We start from the raw sequence: 16,459 nt of genomic DNA, 5'->3' as shown, positions 1-16,459 counted from the left end.
TAATTATTCCTTAACAGCAGCCCCACCCATTGAGTTAATGAGATTTTTCTGGGTGATTATAAAGAATATAATGAAAGGTATTGCTACAAGGAGTGCCCCGGCAGCAAAATTGGTAAATTCATTTTTCTTATCGGTGACAAAGCTAAATAAGCCTAAAGCCAGGGTTTGATTTTCTGGGGACCTAAGAACCATCTTAGGGAAAATGAAATCAAGCCATGGTCCTGTAAAGCTTGTAACTGCAAGGAAGGTGATTATTGGTTTTGCTATTGGCAGAATAATCGTCCAGAAAACCTTAAAGTTGCTGGCACCATCTATTCTAGCTGCCTCATCAATGTTCTTTGATATTGTATCCATATAGCTTTTAACCAGCCAGATATTATAAGGTATATTTCCTGCTAGATATACAAGCACCAAGCCCCAAAGGGTATCTAGTGCACCAATTCTATATAAAATAACATATATAGCTATCATACCTACAAAGGATGGGAATATCTGAAGCACCAGCATAGAAAGCATCAGGCTCTTTCTAAAGGTAAACCTAAACCTTGAAAATACATAAGCTCCGAGAGAAGCAGTAATTATTGTTCCAATAGAAGTAGCTGTTGCAATTAAAAATGTATTTCTAAACCACTTAGGATAATTAGTATTCTGAAAAAGATGTTTAAAGTGTTCTAAAGTAAAGCCTCCACCAAAGGGTAAAATTTCTACAGAGGCTATGGAGCTCCCTGGGGTAAATGCTGCACTAACCACATATACGATGGGGTATAGAACAAACAGAGAGGTCAGGGTCAAGAATATAATCAAAAACACTTTATTTAATTTATTTCCTATGGAGTTTCCCATTATAGCTCACCCTCCTTATATGATTTAGTCCTTCTAAAATTAAATATGGCAAATGGAACAAGGACTATAAAGATTACTACGGCAATAGCTGAAGCATAGTTATACTTGAGGAGAGTTATAGTAAGCTTATACATCCAGGTAACTAATATATCTGTACCGCCAGCACTGGTTATAGTACTGTCACTAACTACTGGACTTCCTCCCGTTAAGAAGAAAATAGCTCCAAAGTTATTTATATTATGGGTAAAGGACATTATGATAAGCGGAGTTGTTTGATAAAGCACCAGAGGAAGGGTTATGGCTTTAAAGAGCTGAAATTTGCTAGCTCCATCAATCCTTGCCGCTTCATACATATCCTCTGATATAGCAGTCATTGTACCTGTAATAAGCAGCATAAAATAAGGAAAGCCCGCCCAAAGATTAATTAAAACCACCATAAACTTAGCCAATATATCGTTGCTGAGCCAGGGAATTACGTTATCAATAACTCCTAGCGCCATTAAGGTCCTATTCACCGTTCCAAAGGTTCCATTGAGAAGATTATTCCATACAAGCATACTTAAAGCAGCTGGAACTGCATATGGAAGGATGAAGATGGATCTGAATACGGGAGCTATTTTTAGCTTGCTATCTTTTAGAATAACAGCCATGAGCATACCACCAAAATAACAGGTTGTGGTTGCAAGGAAGGCCCAAAGAAGCGTCCAAATAGCCACTCTACCAAAGGCTCCGGTCCAGGTGGCACTTCCGCCAAACATCGCTTTAAAATTAGCAAAGCCCACCCAATCAACGGTATTGTTTGGAGGTATATGTTCTGGAGCAGAATAATTAGTAAAGGCCACTGCAATGGAAAAAACTATTGGTACCACAACAAAAAATAATACTAAGAGTACTGTAGGTGTTAATCCTAAGATAGTAAAGGCCTTATCCTGAACGTTAAGGAGGGACTCTTTGATACCTTTAATGCGTCCTTCTTCTCTGCAAAAATCCTTATATTCACTTAAAGCACCTTTAACGGAGATTGCATAAATAGCTATGAAAATAAATATCACTGCTATAAGGATAATTCCATCAATAAGCATAAACACTGAATTATCTCTCAGCTTAACAGGAAGATCAGTTTTTAAAGTACCTAAGGTAACCATATCTGTAAGCTTTGTTATCATCCAGGGTATCAAAAGGATAAATATAACCTCTAAAAGAGCAAATATAGCACCCTTTATATATTGCTTGAAATATAATATATGACTTAAGCCCATAAAAAGTAGTGAAGTAATAAGTACCTTTTTTCTTGAGCTTCCATCGATATTAATACTGCCTTTGACTTCTTTATTGTTATTTGTACCGCTGGCTGGTATCCCTTTCATAATATCACCACTCTTATTCAATGATTTTTTAAAGTTAATACTGTAAAGTAAAGGTTATAAGAAAAGGAATGTATTATACATCCCTTTTCTGAAGTTATTCTAGTGTTTTTATTCTGCTTTTAGAGCCTTATCTACATTGTCAAGCTCTGTCTTTATGTCAGCACCACCCCAGATGTTAGCACTTGCAGCATTCATAGCATCCCAGTACTTGCCCATTTCAGGGATGGAAGGCATTGGGAAAGCATGCTCAAGCTGCTGTGAGAACCCTGCTATATATGGGCTATCAACCTTTACATCTATTGAAGGAATTGCTCCAGTTATATCAAATCTTAGCTTCTGCATTTCTTCTGATATCAAGAATTCTGCAAATAAAGCTGCTTCCTTAGGATAATCTGTATATGCTGATACAAACATTCCTCTAGCACCAGAGAAGGAAGCTGCAGGTGTATCATTACCAGGAAGGCTTGGGAGAGTTGTTACTCCAAAGTCAATACCAGCATCCTGGAATTTTTTTATGTTCCAAGGACCAGAGATGTATAAAGCAGCTTTTCCGCTAGCAAAGGCAGCATCTGTAATTTCTGTACCTAGGTCAGCAGCAGGTGCCTTTATTACCTTGCTTAAGTCCTGGAATACCTTCATACCTTCTATTGAAGCTTCGGAATTTATATTAGTATTTTCTGTATCAGTTCCACTATCTCCAAAGAGACGATTGTTTTCACTGGTAGTAAATATGATAGTATAATAACCGTTACCAACGTCCATAAGGAAGCCGTATTGGTCACCCTTAGTGTTTTCAGCAGCAAAAGTTTTAAGATCATCGAAGGTCTTAGGAACATTAGCTTCATCGATTAAAGCCTTATTATAGAATAATGCATAGGTTTCTGCTGATACAGGATAACCATACATTTTCCCTTCGTAGGTTAATGCTTTTACTGTGGACTCTAGCACAGCAGACTTTACAGCATCAGCATTTTCAGTAGGAAGAACATGTCCACCTGAAACAAGCTCACCTAATTTGTCATGAGGAGCTACAAATATATCAGCACCAACACCAGCAGGACCATCTAATGCTATCTGTCCTGTAGTATCCCCAAGCTCAACGTTTACAAATTCAATTTTTATATTAGGATTTTTTTCTGTAAACTTCTCACCAGCTTGTTTAATGAATTCATCAGGACCATCTGCTGATTCCCAAACAGTCAGTGTTATTTCCTCAGAAGAAGCACCACCCTTATCATCAGTGCCAGACTTATCATCGCTGCCATTACCACAACCAACAGCAATAACCCCTAGAGAAACAGCCATTAATAAAGCTAATAACTTTTTAACCATAATATTTTCCTCCTTAATATTTAAACAGTGTGCTTTAAGCCACCATTTTTATTTAGTTGATTGTTTTAAAACAACTTCATAGTTAAGTAGAATCTTGTTTCCTGAAATGCCCCCATGAATTTCTTCAATAAGAGCCTTGCAGGCCGTAGTGCCCAGCTCCTTAACATTAAAATTTAAGGCTGTTATAGGTGGACTGTATTTTTCTAAATAGGAGCTATTATAAAAGGAAGCTACCTTAATATCCTCTGGAATTCTATAGCCCTCATTGGATAATACTGCTAGTACAGAAGTACATAAAAAATCATCCATACAAATAATACAATCAGCCTTATTTTCCATAAGTTTCTTCACTGCATGGTCTATAAGAAGCTGAGAATTTACATTAGTAAATATCATTTCTGAATCCATGTCTATGGAGTTTTGTTCTAAGCCTTCCAAAAAGCCCTGATATCTTCTTCCTGTTACTATGTGCTCCGTGTCCCCTCCAATAAGGCCAAAGTTTTTGATTCCCTTCATTGCCAATATAGAGATTAGTTCTCTACAAGCCTCCTGGTGGTCATTATCTATTTCTGTAATATTTTTTTCCTTGGTACTTCCTATAACTACAAAGGGTATATTCTTACCTTTTAAAAATTCTGCAGGAAGATCATGTACTAGAGACCTAGTAAGTATTATCCCATCCACCTTGCTCCTGTCAATGATACGAACTAAAGAAGAAATATCATTCCCTTGAGAGGTGATTACGATTACATCATAATCCAAGGTAGCTGCGCTTTCACAAATACCTAGAAGTACTCCCTGAAAGAATGGAAGCTCTACTAAATTTTGCTCTGCAGGAAGAACTACACCTATAGTAAAATTCTTAGGCTGCGCAAACTTATTCGCAAAATTACTTAAAGTGAAATTATGGTCTTCAATATAATCATAAACCCTTTTCCTTGTAGCTTCACTGATACGACCTTTTCCTGAAAGAGCTCTGGAAACTGTGCTTTGTGAAACATTTAAGGCCTTAGCTATATCTGAGATGGTTACCTTATTAGAAAAAACCATAAAAATCCGCTCCTATAATCGTGCAAACGATTGCTCATATAATAATTCTATCAGTATTTATTTTCTAAATCAACCATATATTTCATATAATTATATATATTTTTTATATAAAGTTATATATATATTATGTATATTTGGAAGATATTATAATATTACCATCTAGTGTAAATGTTGTCAATTAATTCTTTGCTCATTATCTGAGCAATATATTGCGCATTTTTATTCAACTCTTCTATATAATAGCTATGGCTCTTATAATTAAACAAAATCATCCAACAATTAAAATTTAAGCTTCATGAAAAAAAAAGAGAAGACTAGTAGCGGACAAGTGCTACTGGGCTTCTCTTTTTACCCTCATTATTAACCCTTTGTTCTTCTAGCAAAATCAACGAATTTAAATTTATCCGGTCTGTGCCTGGACTCTGTATACTGAAAAAGTCTGGTATCATCTAGATAAGTAAAGCTCTTAACCACCACTATCATATCATAGCCTTCACAATCTAAGAGTTTTTTATCCTCTAGGGTAGCAGTCTCTACGGTAATTTCCTTATGTGCAAAGGCAATTTTAAGACCCAGGACCTCTTCTATATACTCATATATAGAATCCAAGCAGATAGCTTCTGTCAATTCAGAAATAATATCTCCATTGAAATAATCCTTGTCCAGTATAACCTTCTTTCCTCCAAACTCTCTAATTCTAATAACCCTCCACAGGGGAGCCTCTTCTCTCAGGGCCAGCTTTTCTCTTATGACACTATCCCCTTCCAGCTGGGAAAGATCATAGAGAATTGTGTTAATCGGCATGTTTAAGTTTTTAGCTAGCTCCTTAAAGCTTGTAATACCAGAGACAGGAAGATCCAGCTTATTAATATCTAAGATCAACGAGCCTTTTCCTTTGATCTTATGAATTATTCCCTCTTCCTCTAAAAGCTTTAGAGCTTTTCTAATGGTATCACGGGAAACCTCGTACTCATCCATGAGCTCTTTTTCTGAAGGAAGCTTATCATTTCTCTTATAAGCCCCTTCTTCAATTTTAGTTAATATATCATTGTATATAAATATATATTTACTGTCCATCAATCATCACCGATATAATTCTAACACCGCTGCTAAATATTTACAAGATAAAAAGCAACAGCTTCAAAGGGTCTTAAAACCATAGCTTCTTTAAGCTCAGGATCCTCAGGATAGTTGAAAATAATAGGAGCTTTAACATTAAAACCTTCATAAAAGCTCTTGTCCAAAACTACGGATGCTTCCTGTCCATAGAAATTATTCAGTACTATAAGCCTTTCCTCTTTATAGTCCCTTATATATCCAAAGACCTTTGTATTATCTTCCAATATTGGTGTATAGCTACCTTCAGCTATGATAGCCTTATCCTTTCTCAGGCTTATGAGCTTCTTGTAATAATAAAAGATTGAAGCCTTGTCTTCAAGTGCCTTAGCTACATTTACTTCATTATAATTTGAAGAGACAGCTATCCATGGCTCGCCATTGGTAAAGCCACCATTTTTATCACTACTCCACTGCATTGGAGTTCTACCATTGTCTCTAGATTTTGCCTTAAGCACTTCTATTACTTCTTTTTCATCTCTTCCTTCTTCCATGAGAATATTATAGTAATTTTTGCTCTCCACATCCTTATACTTGTCTATGGTATTATAATGTGGATTTGTCATTCCTATTTCCTCTCCCTGGTATATAAATGGGGTCCCTCTCATTAGGTGAAGAGCTGTGGCCAGCATTGTAGCTGATTCAAAGGGGTAGTTCACTGGATCTCCAAATCTCGAATTAGCCCTGGGCTGATCATGATTGTTCCAGAAAAGAGCGCTCCACCCTCCCCCATTCTCCATGCCCACCTGCCAGCTGTTAAAGATAGACTTGAGCTTCATAAAATCAAAAGCCATCAGGGTCCATTTATCTCCATCTTCATAATCTACCTTTAGGTGATGGAAATTAAACACCATATCCAGCTCCTGATTGTCCTGTCTGGTATATTTAACACAATTACTCAAGGAGGTGGAGCTCATCTCTCCTATGGTGATTATCCCTTCTCTTTTCCCATAGGTTTTTTGATTCATTTCCTTTAAGAATTCATGAACGTGAGGACCATCGGTATAGAAGCTCCTGCCATCTCCCTCCAGGTCATTCTCAAGCTTCTCTGGCTTAGAAATCAAATTGACCACATCAAACCTAAAGCCCTTGACACCTTTACTCATCCAGAACTCTAAAACCTCATAAAGCTCCTTCCTCACCTCTTCATTCTCCCAATTTAAATCTGCCTGTGTTTTATCAAAGAGATGAAGATAATATTCCTGAAGCTTTGGGACATACTCCCAGGCATTGCCACCAAATTTTGATTCCCAGTTAGTGGGAGGATTATTCTCAGAACCCTTTTGAAAAAAATAATAAGCCTTATATCTCTCTTCACCAGATAGTGCCTTTTTAAACCAAATATGCTCCGTAGAGGTATGATTAAAAACCATATCCAGTATTACACCGATACCTCTTTTATCGCTTTCTTCAATAAGGAGCTGAAAGTCCTCCATGGTACCAAACTTTGGATCTATACTTTTATAATCTGCCACGTCATAACCGTTGTCCCTTTGAGGTGAAATATAAAAAGGAGTTATCCAGATGTAATCAACACCTAGAAGGCTTAGATAATCAAGCTTTTTAGTTATTCCTCTTAAATCACCTATCCCATCTCCGTCAGTATCATAAAAGGATTTAGGATATATTTGATATATTGTACTATGCTTAAAATTCTTCATAAAAGTCTTCTCCTCTGTAATAGTTACCTGTAATAATTATCGATAATACTTAAAGGAAGGATTACTCCTTCCTTTTAAATATTTAAGCCTTAGCCTTTGCCTTCCCTCTTTCTTCCCAGAGCTCATACTGCTTAACACCAATCTTCTTCTTAGCAAAAAGCAATGTAAGAATGAAGGGTACTACAATAGCAACTAACATAGCAATGACAAATGGAAGCATGTATTTAGTCTGTATAGATAAGAAGCCTGGTATTCCCCCTACTCCTATGGAATTAGCCATTACTCCTGAGCCTACGGATATAACCGCTGCTATTGAAGATCCAATCATTGCAGCTAAGAAGGGGAAGATATATTTTAGATTTATACCAAACATCGCAGGCTCAGTAACTCCTAGATAGCAGGAAATAGCTGCCGGTATAGAAACCTGCTTTTCAGCTTCATTTTTTCTATTAAGATATATAATAGCTAACACTGCTGAACCTTGGGCAATGTTAGATAATGCAATCATTGGCCAGAGGTTTGTACCATCGAACTGTCCAATAAGCTGTAAATCAATAGCATTAGTCATGTGATGGAGCCCGGTAATAACCAGGGGTGAGTAAAGGAAGCCGAATACCGCAGCAAACAGCCATCTTAAATTAGAGGTAAGTCCAGAATATACAATATTAGATATTAAATCCCCAAGCTTCCAGCCTATAGGGCCAAGAACTGTATGTGCTATGAGTACTGTAGGTACCAATGCAAGGAATGGTACTACTATCATGGATATATAGGAGGCTACTCTTTCTCTTAAAAATATTTCAAGATAAGCTAAAACAAAGCCTGCTAGTACTGCTGGTATAACCTGCGCCTGATATCCTATCATTTCCACCTGTGCAAAACCAAAATCCCATACAGGTATAGACTCAGCACCAGCAACTCCATAAGCATTTAACAGCTGTGGAGACACAAGAGTTATACCTAAAATAATACCAAGAATTTGAGTTGTGCCCATCTTCTTAGATATGGACCAGGTAATTCCTACAGGAAGGAAGTGGAATATAGCTTCTCCTATGAGCCATAAGAAGCCATGAGCTCCAGCCCAGAACTGGGAAACCTCTACCAGGCTCTTAGTACCACCCTCCATGAGCTTTATATCACCGATTATATTTCTGAAGCCTAATATTAAACCACCTACAACGATTGCAGGAATCAGTGGTGTAAATATTTCAGCTAAGTGAGCTATCATCCTCTGCATCGGATTCATGTTCTTTCTTGCAGCTACCTTTGCGGTGTCCTTTGTCACTCCTTCTACTCCGGAAACCTCGATAAACTCATTATAAAACATGGGCACTTCATTACCAATTATAACCTGAAACTGTCCTGCTTGAGTGAAGGTACCCTTCACCGTTGACAGAGCTTGTATATCTTTCACCCTAGCCTTAGATGGATCATTGAGAACAAACCTCATTCTAGTAGCACAGTGAGAAACTGCAGAAATATTTTCTTTTCCTCCAACATACTCCAGTAGTAAAGTAGCATCATTTAAATATTTACCCATAATACCCTCCTTTATTCTTGTAATCTTTTTCATTGATAAACCGAATAACTCTTGATAAACATTACTATAATTTCCTGTTATCTCAATATTAACCTGTACGTACAGGTATGTCAATATAATTATTTGAATATTTGTAATTTATTTCTTGAACCTCAAAAAACTTAAGGATTTATTTTAACAGATTAAAAATATAGTTAAAGAAGCCTAAACCTACGGTAAACTTTCCCTTTTTCCTCTTTACTGAAAAATAAAATAAGTTAAAATGAGTAATACAACAAGGATGATAGACATTCTCAATATCCTTGAAACATTAAATTTTAAAGGAGGCTTTTCAATGTATTTTTATAAAGAAGATCTAATAAACGAAATAGTTAAGGACAAACCGGATCCAGAGGCTGCTAGGTTTATTCAGGAAGCTTTAGGTGGCCAGTTTGGAGAAATGCGTACCATGATGCAATATTCCTTCCAATCAGCGAACTTCAGAGGAAAAGCAAAACCCTATAGAGATTTAATTAGAAATGTATTCTTAGAAGAAATTGCCCATGTAGAGCTTGTTCAGTCTACTATAAACCAATTATTAGATGGTTCAGGTTATCCAGAGCCAGGTAATTCCGGCCCTAACGGCGCTCCACTTAGTGAAGCAGTAAAGGGACATAACGTGAATCCCCATCACTACATAGTCGGTGCTCAAGGCTCCCTGCCAGTAGATGCTGCAGGAAATCCCTGGAACGGTAGCTGGGTATATGACCATGGAAACTTAATTGCGAATCTTATAAATAACGTAAGCTTAGAATCAACAGGTGTACTTCAAAAGTCAAGAATCTATGAAATGAGCAGCAATAAAACTCTTCGTGAAACCATTGCTTTCTTAATGGTTAGAGATAATGCACATCAAAATTGCTTTGCTAAAGCTCTTGAAACCTTAGGTGTTGATTGGGGTAAAATCTTCCCAATGCCTAATTATGATTTACAGAAATATCCTGAGTGCAGAAAATACATTGACAAGGGCTTTAATAATGTTCAATTTAATTTTGCTCTTGATACAAACCTCATGAGCGAGATATTACAGGGAGAATCTCCTAGCCGAGAAGGTGGAGAAATGGCTGCTGTTCCTCCATATGATGGCTTCCCAGTTCCAGAGATGCCAGAAAGACCTGAAGAGCATGCTCCAGGCCTTGACGCCTTAGATAAAACTATATTCGGTAAATAGATTGTCATAATTCAACAATATAAAAAGAGCTTGTACATAAGGGTCAGAGAACCTTGTGGACAAGCTCTTCTCTATAACAAGTTGTTCTATTCTATAGAATGTAACTCTATTCTATAAAATGTAGTTCTATTCTTTAAACAACTTGTGATGTCAAATAAGATTAATCTATTAATAATCAAACAACAATATTAACATTCCTTAAAGTTCTGGTTAATATTTCCTAGTTTCCCTTTACCTATAGTAAAAAACAGATAAAATTATCATAAAGAATAAAAAAGAAGAGGTGTTAAGATGGATAACAGTAAATTAGATGCATCAAAAAGAGAAAAAAACTTAAAGCTAAATTCAATAAGAAAAGATGGAGAAGTTCCAGGAATAATATATGGAGCATCATTAGATAAACCTATATCAATCAAGGCACCAGAGATAGAACTGGCAAGATTTTTAAGTCAAAATAGTAAAAGCTCTCTGGTAACTGTGAAGCTTCCAGACAAGAAAATTACCTGTTTAGTTAAAGAGGTACAGAAGGATAATTTAACAGATACTTTAATACATGTTGATTTTCAAGCGGTGAGCGCTAAAGATAGAATTAAGATGAACATACCAATAAACTTCGAAGGAAGAGAATCAATAGAGTACAACAATTTAATACTTGAGCCAATTATTACTGAGATTGAAATAGAAGCTTCTGCTGATAATCTCCCATCAGAGCTTACAGTAGATGTTTCTTCCTTAGGCTTCGAAGATAAAATCTTCGCTAAGGATATCACCCTTCCAGAAAGAGTTTCCTTGTTAACTGAGGAAGATGCATTAGTTGCAGTAGTAACTGCTCCTGCTATCAGTGCTGCAGATGAAGATGCTGAAGGTGGCGAAGGTGGCGACCTTGCTCCAGGACAAGAAGCTGAATCAGAAACCCAAAATTATAACAACGATTCAGAGCATACCTCCGAGCCAGCTGAAGGAAAATAATTTAGTATAATAGAAAGCCCTTAAAGGTGATAACCAATTAACTGGTTATCATCCTTTAGGGCCTTTGTTATATATTCATAAGAGTAAGCACTGCTAGAAAGTGAAAAGCACTTCCTGCCAGCACAAACAAATGCCATATTCCGTGATTGAATTTAATCTTGTTCATTAAGTATACTAAGGCTCCAAGAGTATAGGTAACCCCTCCAGCAATTAAATAAATAAGCCCTGAGGATGGCATGCTTTTATATAAGCTCTTAAAAGCTAAGATTATAATCCAACCCATAATTATATAAAGCAGCGTTGATAGCTTATCTTTTTTGCCTGTATTAAATGCTTTGGCAACGATGCCAAATACAGCGCAGCTCCATACAACTCCTAATATTGTATACCCTATGGGGCCTCTTAATACTGTCAAGCAGAAAGGTGTATAGGTACCTGCTATAAGTATATAAATTGACATATGATCTATTTTTCTAAAGAGCCTTTTAATCTTTATATCTCTGAAGGAATGATATAAGGTAGAACCAAGATACAAAATAACCATCGCTGCTCCATATATAGAAAAGCTGACCACATGCCAAACAGTACCTTTGTTTGTAGAAAAGAAAATAAGAAGCACTAAAGCCAATACAGAAAGAACCGCTCCAATACCATGAGTAACCGCACTGAATATTTCTTCACCTAAGGAATAATTCTTATCACCCATATCTTCGCCTCCAAACAATTTTTCTTAATTATACCATAACTTATTTATTTTTTAATAATGAAAATTGCCTATTAATTAGTCATATATTATTTAAAAATACTTTACTTCTATATTAACCAAAAGGTCTATGTTAAAATATTTATATAGTAGAAAGGAGATGTGTTTGTATGTTCAAATATAACAAAATGGATATTGTTGCAAGCCGGGAGGTTTGCATAAAATAAATATTGCAATTACCTCCCATAAGTTATAAATATGACTTTAGGAGGATAACACATTGAATAAAATCGATATAAAAAACCTAGGCTTTAACAATAAATTTTTCACAGAGGCCAGCTTATATAAAAATCTCTACCCTGGAAGAGTTGTTTTCCAATCTAAAAATATATACAGAGTAATCTGTGAATACGGAGACAAACTGGCACAGATATCAGGTAAATTTCATTATGAGGCTAAAACACCCTCAGATTTCCCAGCAGTTGGTGATTTTGTTATGCTCAGCGGGGAAGAAGCAGAAACTGCCGTAATACATCATGTACTGTCCAGGAAAAGTGCCTTTATCAGAAAGGCTGCTGGAACCTCACAGACTGAGCAGGTTGTTGCCACAAATATAGATACACTTTTCATTTGTATGTCTATGAATAAGGATTTCAATCTCCGCAGATTGGAACGGTATTTAGCCATTGGTTGGGACAGCGGAGCTATTCCTGTAGTAGTGTTGACTAAATCAGATTTATGCGAGGATGTTCCTAAGCTTCTGCGAGAAGCATATACTGTTTCTACTGGAGTAGATATAGTTGTAACCTCTGTTATCCAGGAGGATGGCTATCGCCAGCTAACCCCTTATATCAAAAAGGGTGAAACAATTGCCTTTATCGGATCCTCTGGTGTGGGCAAGTCCACTCTCATAAATTGCTTAATGGGAGAAGATAAGCAAATTACAAACGGCCTAAGAAATGATGACAAGGGTAAGCATACCACTACAAGTAGAGAGCTCATCTTACTAAAAGACGGCTCCTTAATCATTGACACTCCAGGAATGAGAGAGCTAGGGCTAGATAGTGCTGATCTATCAAAAAGCTTTTCAGACATTGATAATCTTGCAGCCATGTGCAAATTCAATGATTGCACCCACACCAAAGAGCCTGGCTGTGCAGTGCAAAAAGCCATAAATGAAGGTATTCTCTCCTATGAGAGGCTTTTAAGCTATGAAAAGCTAAAAAAAGAATCTAAATATAACGGTCTTAACTCACGGCAAATTGAAGCTATGAAGGTTAACGAAATGTTCCGTGGCTATGGAGGCATGAAGAATGCTCGAAGGCTTGTTAAGGAAAAGAATAAGCGCAGGTAGACTAAATTTCAATTTAACTCATTATAAAAAACAAGTTATTCTGTGAATTATCAAAACAGATATAATAAATGAGTTACAATCAAAAAAAGGTTGTCCATAAAAGCTGTATGCTTTTACGACAACCTTCTGTATTTATAACACCAAAGGATTAATAATTATTATTGAACTTCTTGATTTCCTGTTACTTCTGATTCAGTTAAAGTAAAGGAAGATTTTGCTTCTTCACTGGAGAAGTAAACATTACCCTCAATTTTCATGTTATCTAAAGTAACATCATTTGCTTCTACATAAAGATCGCCAACAATAACTCCACCCTTTAGTGTTGTTTTATCAGCCTTTACTGTTAGCTTTGGAGCAGTAAGAGTGTAGGAATCAGTTATATTTCTATCTTCATCCTGAGCATAAAGTGCAAGCTTACGGCCTGTATAATCTTCGCCTTCCTTTGCAACTTCACCTTCTAAAACTAAATCCTCTTCAACAGTTAAGTCCTGCTGTACTACTATTATCCAGGTACCATCTTCTCCCATTGCAGTCTTTAATGACTCTGCATCAGTAGCTACAGATGCACTAGTAACCACATCTGTGTCTTCACCCGCATTGTTATCTTTATCAGTGTTATCACCATTGGAACCACAGCCAGTAAATATTACAGCAGCAGCCATAAGTGAAAGAAATAATCCTTTTAATTTCATCAATTGTACCTCCTAGGATATTATTCTTTGGTGTTATTCAACTTGATTATAGCATAAGATTATTAACAAATAACAATTGTCACTCAATTCTTAACATAAAAATCATAAATATTTGCAAAAAAATAAAAACCAAGAATTTGTTCAAAAGGCGAACAAATTCTCAGTTCTATGGTGCCATTCATCTCTGTTGTTTTGTGTTATTTCGACATTTTAGAGATGGCTGTCGAACCAGTCTGTTATTTCCTTTAAGCGTCGTATACGATGCTTTGGCTTTCCGCTTCTGGAGAGCTCGTGATTTTCCTCACGGAACATGCAAAGCCTAGCTTCAACACCGTGATACTTGAGGGCTGTGAACATCTGGAGCCCTTCTGTGAGCCAGCAGCGATAATCCTGCTCGGAGTGAATGAACAGTGTTGGTGTTTTCACCTTGTCGGCATATTTTAGAGGTGAATGCCACCATAGCTTATCACTATCGCTCCATGGAGTAGCTCCTCCATTTTGATCATCGGCGAAGTAGTAGCCTATGTCTGTAGTATTGAACATGGATATCCAGTTGGATATGCTTCTCTGGGAGGCAGCAGCCTTAAATCTATCTGTGTGTCCAATGATCCAGTTGGTCATAAAGCCACCATAGGAGCCACCAGTTACCCCGAGTCTTGTCTCATCTACGCAAGGATATCTAGCTATAACCTCGTCGGTGAATATCATTAAATCATCATAATCCACTGTTCCATACTTTCCTCTGATATCTGCAAATTCATTCCCCTTGCCATCACCGCCGCGAGGATTGCAGAAGAATACTACATAGCCCCTGTTAGCCCATAGCTGCATCTCATGGTAGAATACCGTTCCATAAACAGTCTTAGGCCCTCCATGAATATCCAATATAGCAGGGTACTTTTTACCCTCCTGATAATCTACGGGCTTCATAACAAAGCCATCAATGATTACGCCAGGAGCTGTTTCAAAAGTAAAATGCTCTACTGACGCTATTGATCTCTCCTCATTTACCCAGCTATTAAAGGAGGTTATCTGCTTTTCTCCCTCTCCAGTGAGCTTGTACAATTCCTGCAGCTTATTATCCCTCATAGCTACATAGATAACCGATTCCTTATTAACGGATATTCCATCTACTGTGCCTTCTTCATGAATAATTCTCTCAATATTACCATCCTCATCAATAGTATCTAAGTAGCAGCTATAGCCTTCTGTAGAGATATAATAGTATTTATCGCCTACTTTTTCTATGGAAGAACTGCTTCCAAGCCTTGAATCTGAGCCTACAGAATTATGAGTAGAGCCATCAAAATCTGGAGTTATGAGCCTTGCCTTTAAATCCTTTAAGCTCAGGGTATACCACTTGGTATTCTCGTTTATACCATAGCTTTTACAATCCGTTGCCATGAAGATAAGCTTATCATCGCCTATAAAGTTCGCATAAGCATAGCTGAGCTTCTCTGGGTAAGGCTTTCCATCTAGTTCCTTCGCTTCTATAGCCTTAAGCTCCTTAGTTTTTAAATCTAATAAAGCTATTACATTGTTTATAGGATATTTATCCTTAAAATCTGTATAAAGGACAACTGCCTTGTTCTTTTCATCATTAAGCTGTATAGCTTCAATATTTATTGTTCCAGAAACAAGCTCCTCTACTCTTTCTTCCTTTATATGATAAAGATAAAGTCTTGTCCTCTTCTTGTTTGTAAAGCCTCCACCATTGGACCAGAAGGGTATCTCCTCCAGAACCTCATAATCCTTCTCTTCCTTTTTAGCTTTTAAATATTCCTTCTTTTCTTCCTCTGTTAAACTATTAACATCCTTGCCGTTCAAGTCATATTCTGAGGTAAAAATAAGGGTATCTTCATTGATTATTTTAACAGTGCCAACAGACTTAGGTATTTTAATAAACTTTTTGGCCTCTCCACCCTTTATATTAATCTTATAAAAGTTAGTAAACTCCTCACCCTTTCCTAAGGCATCCTTGTCTTTAGAATCCCTTACATCAGGGAATATTATATTTTCATTATCCCACCATAAAAAGCTTCTCTCACTGTTAAAGGTTGTAAGCTGATAATAATCTTCTGATTCCACATCCATAAGCCATATATTCGATAGATACTTATTGTCTTCTTCCTCCGCTTCCTGCACTACAAAGGCTAATTTTTTTCCATCTGGAGAATGTTTAATTCCAGACAAATATTTGTATTTTATAAAATCTTCTAACTTTAACCTTTCCACTATATCACTCCTATCTTTATATATTTATGATTATATCATTTTTAAAGGAATATTACTGCACTTTTGCAAATTTCTACTATTTATCTGTAAATATTTTGCCAAGATTAAAAAGTCTCCAAATTTTTAAGGGAACTCTTCTGAGTTCCCTTATCATTTTTTAATTATAAATTTTTCTTTCTTCAATGAATAGTATTCCTAGGAAAAAACTAGGTATAAGTGCTAGGATTAAATATAATAATCCAAGCTTATTTCCCATTAGTGTTAATCCAGATGATAAACCCAAAAAGCACATTGAAAATAACATTTTATTATCATGAAAGCTTCGAATAACATCCTTAAAGAATTTATTCTTTTTCATTAAACAAACCTCCTAATTATTTGAATGCA

14 protein-coding genes are annotated in these 16,459 nt (G+C 36.5%); 3 read left to right on the top strand and 11 right to left on the bottom strand.

Features of this window, described 5'->3' with window-relative positions:
• Nucleotides 1-3: 3 nt before the first annotated feature.
• The 7 genes from ACPWSR_RS13630 to treP all read right to left on the bottom strand — a co-directional run bounded on the left by ACPWSR_RS13630 (nt 4) and on the right by treP (nt 8,909).
• Nucleotides 4-843 carry a sugar ABC transporter permease gene (locus ACPWSR_RS13630; protein ID WP_426348782.1) on the bottom strand — a complete coding sequence of 280 codons (840 nt, stop codon included), beginning with the start codon at nt 841-843 and terminating at the stop codon, nt 4-6.
• Nucleotides 843-2,210 carry a carbohydrate ABC transporter permease gene (locus tag ACPWSR_RS13625; protein WP_426348781.1) on the bottom strand — a complete coding sequence of 456 codons (1,368 nt, stop codon included), beginning with the start codon at nt 2,208-2,210 and terminating at the stop codon, nt 843-845. Before ACPWSR_RS13625 ends, ACPWSR_RS13630 begins: the two co-directional genes overlap by 1 nt.
• A 108-nt stretch (nt 2,211-2,318) precedes the next feature.
• Complete coding sequence (locus ACPWSR_RS13620) at nt 2,319-3,542, bottom strand: maltose ABC transporter substrate-binding protein (protein WP_426348780.1); 1,224 nt, start codon at nt 3,540-3,542, stop codon at nt 2,319-2,321.
• A gap of 48 nt (nt 3,543-3,590) precedes the next feature.
• On the bottom strand, nt 3,591-4,592 hold the full coding sequence (locus ACPWSR_RS13615) for a LacI family DNA-binding transcriptional regulator (RefSeq protein WP_426348779.1): 1,002 nt from the start codon (nt 4,590-4,592) through the stop codon (nt 3,591-3,593).
• A gap of 360 nt (nt 4,593-4,952) precedes the next feature.
• Nucleotides 4,953-5,669, bottom strand: a complete 717-nt coding sequence (gene treR / locus ACPWSR_RS13610) for a trehalose operon repressor (RefSeq protein WP_426348778.1) — start codon at nt 5,667-5,669, stop codon at nt 4,953-4,955.
• Nucleotides 5,670-5,701: 32 nt separating this feature from the next.
• Entirely contained in the window at nt 5,702-7,369 is a 1,668-nt protein-coding gene (gene treC, locus ACPWSR_RS13605; RefSeq protein WP_426348777.1) for an alpha,alpha-phosphotrehalase, read from the bottom strand.
• A gap of 82 nt (nt 7,370-7,451) precedes the next feature.
• The gene (treP, locus tag ACPWSR_RS13600) at nt 7,452-8,909 is read right to left on the bottom strand and encodes a PTS system trehalose-specific EIIBC component (protein ID WP_426348776.1); all 1,458 of its coding nucleotides are present in this window, start codon (nt 8,907-8,909) and stop codon (nt 7,452-7,454) included.
• Nucleotides 8,910-9,243: 334 nt separating this feature from the next.
• Here treP and ACPWSR_RS13595 point away from each other — a divergent pair, with 334 nt between their 5' ends.
• Together ACPWSR_RS13595 and ACPWSR_RS13590 are read left to right on the top strand one after the other, a co-directional pair.
• The gene (locus tag ACPWSR_RS13595; RefSeq protein WP_426348775.1) at nt 9,244-10,119 is read left to right on the top strand and encodes a manganese catalase family protein; all 876 of its coding nucleotides are present in this window, start codon (nt 9,244-9,246) and stop codon (nt 10,117-10,119) included.
• Nucleotides 10,120-10,410: 291 nt separating this feature from the next.
• Nucleotides 10,411-11,088: a 50S ribosomal protein L25 gene (locus ACPWSR_RS13590; RefSeq protein ID WP_426348774.1), complete on the top strand. Its 678-nt coding sequence runs from the start codon at nt 10,411-10,413 to the stop codon at nt 11,086-11,088.
• A 67-nt stretch (nt 11,089-11,155) separates the two neighbouring features.
• Here ACPWSR_RS13590 and trhA read toward each other — a convergent pair whose 3' ends face one another.
• On the bottom strand, nt 11,156-11,794 hold the full coding sequence (gene trhA / locus ACPWSR_RS13585) for a PAQR family membrane homeostasis protein TrhA (RefSeq protein ID WP_426348773.1): 639 nt from the start codon (nt 11,792-11,794) through the stop codon (nt 11,156-11,158).
• 277 nt (nt 11,795-12,071) lie between these two features.
• On the opposite strand from trhA, the gene rsgA reads away from it, so the two are divergent.
• A complete protein-coding gene (rsgA, locus tag ACPWSR_RS13580) occupies nt 12,072-13,145 on the top strand; it encodes a ribosome small subunit-dependent GTPase A (RefSeq protein ID WP_426348772.1) in 1,074 nt (357 codons plus the stop codon).
• A 158-nt stretch (nt 13,146-13,303) separates the two neighbouring features.
• On the opposite strand, the gene ACPWSR_RS13575 is transcribed toward rsgA, so the two are convergent.
• The 3 genes from ACPWSR_RS13575 to ACPWSR_RS13565 all read right to left on the bottom strand — a co-directional run bounded on the left by ACPWSR_RS13575 (nt 13,304) and on the right by ACPWSR_RS13565 (nt 16,430).
• Nucleotides 13,304-13,837 carry a polymer-forming cytoskeletal protein gene (locus ACPWSR_RS13575; RefSeq protein ID WP_426348771.1) on the bottom strand — a complete coding sequence of 178 codons (534 nt, stop codon included), beginning with the start codon at nt 13,835-13,837 and terminating at the stop codon, nt 13,304-13,306.
• A 210-nt stretch (nt 13,838-14,047) separates the two neighbouring features.
• Nucleotides 14,048-16,072 carry a prolyl oligopeptidase family serine peptidase gene (locus ACPWSR_RS13570; RefSeq protein ID WP_426348770.1) on the bottom strand — a complete coding sequence of 675 codons (2,025 nt, stop codon included), beginning with the start codon at nt 16,070-16,072 and terminating at the stop codon, nt 14,048-14,050.
• 157 nt (nt 16,073-16,229) lie between these two features.
• A complete protein-coding gene (locus ACPWSR_RS13565; protein WP_426348769.1) occupies nt 16,230-16,430 on the bottom strand; it encodes a hypothetical protein in 201 nt (66 codons plus the stop codon).
• Between the last annotated feature and the right edge of the window lie 29 nt (nt 16,431-16,459).

Source organism: Alloiococcus sp. CFN-8, from assembly GCF_049943125.1.
Lineage (GTDB): Bacteria > Bacillota > Clostridia > Clostridiales > Clostridiaceae > JAEXZL01.
Note: the sequence above shows the minus strand (reverse complement) of the source record. Positions and strands in the feature narration are given on the sequence as shown.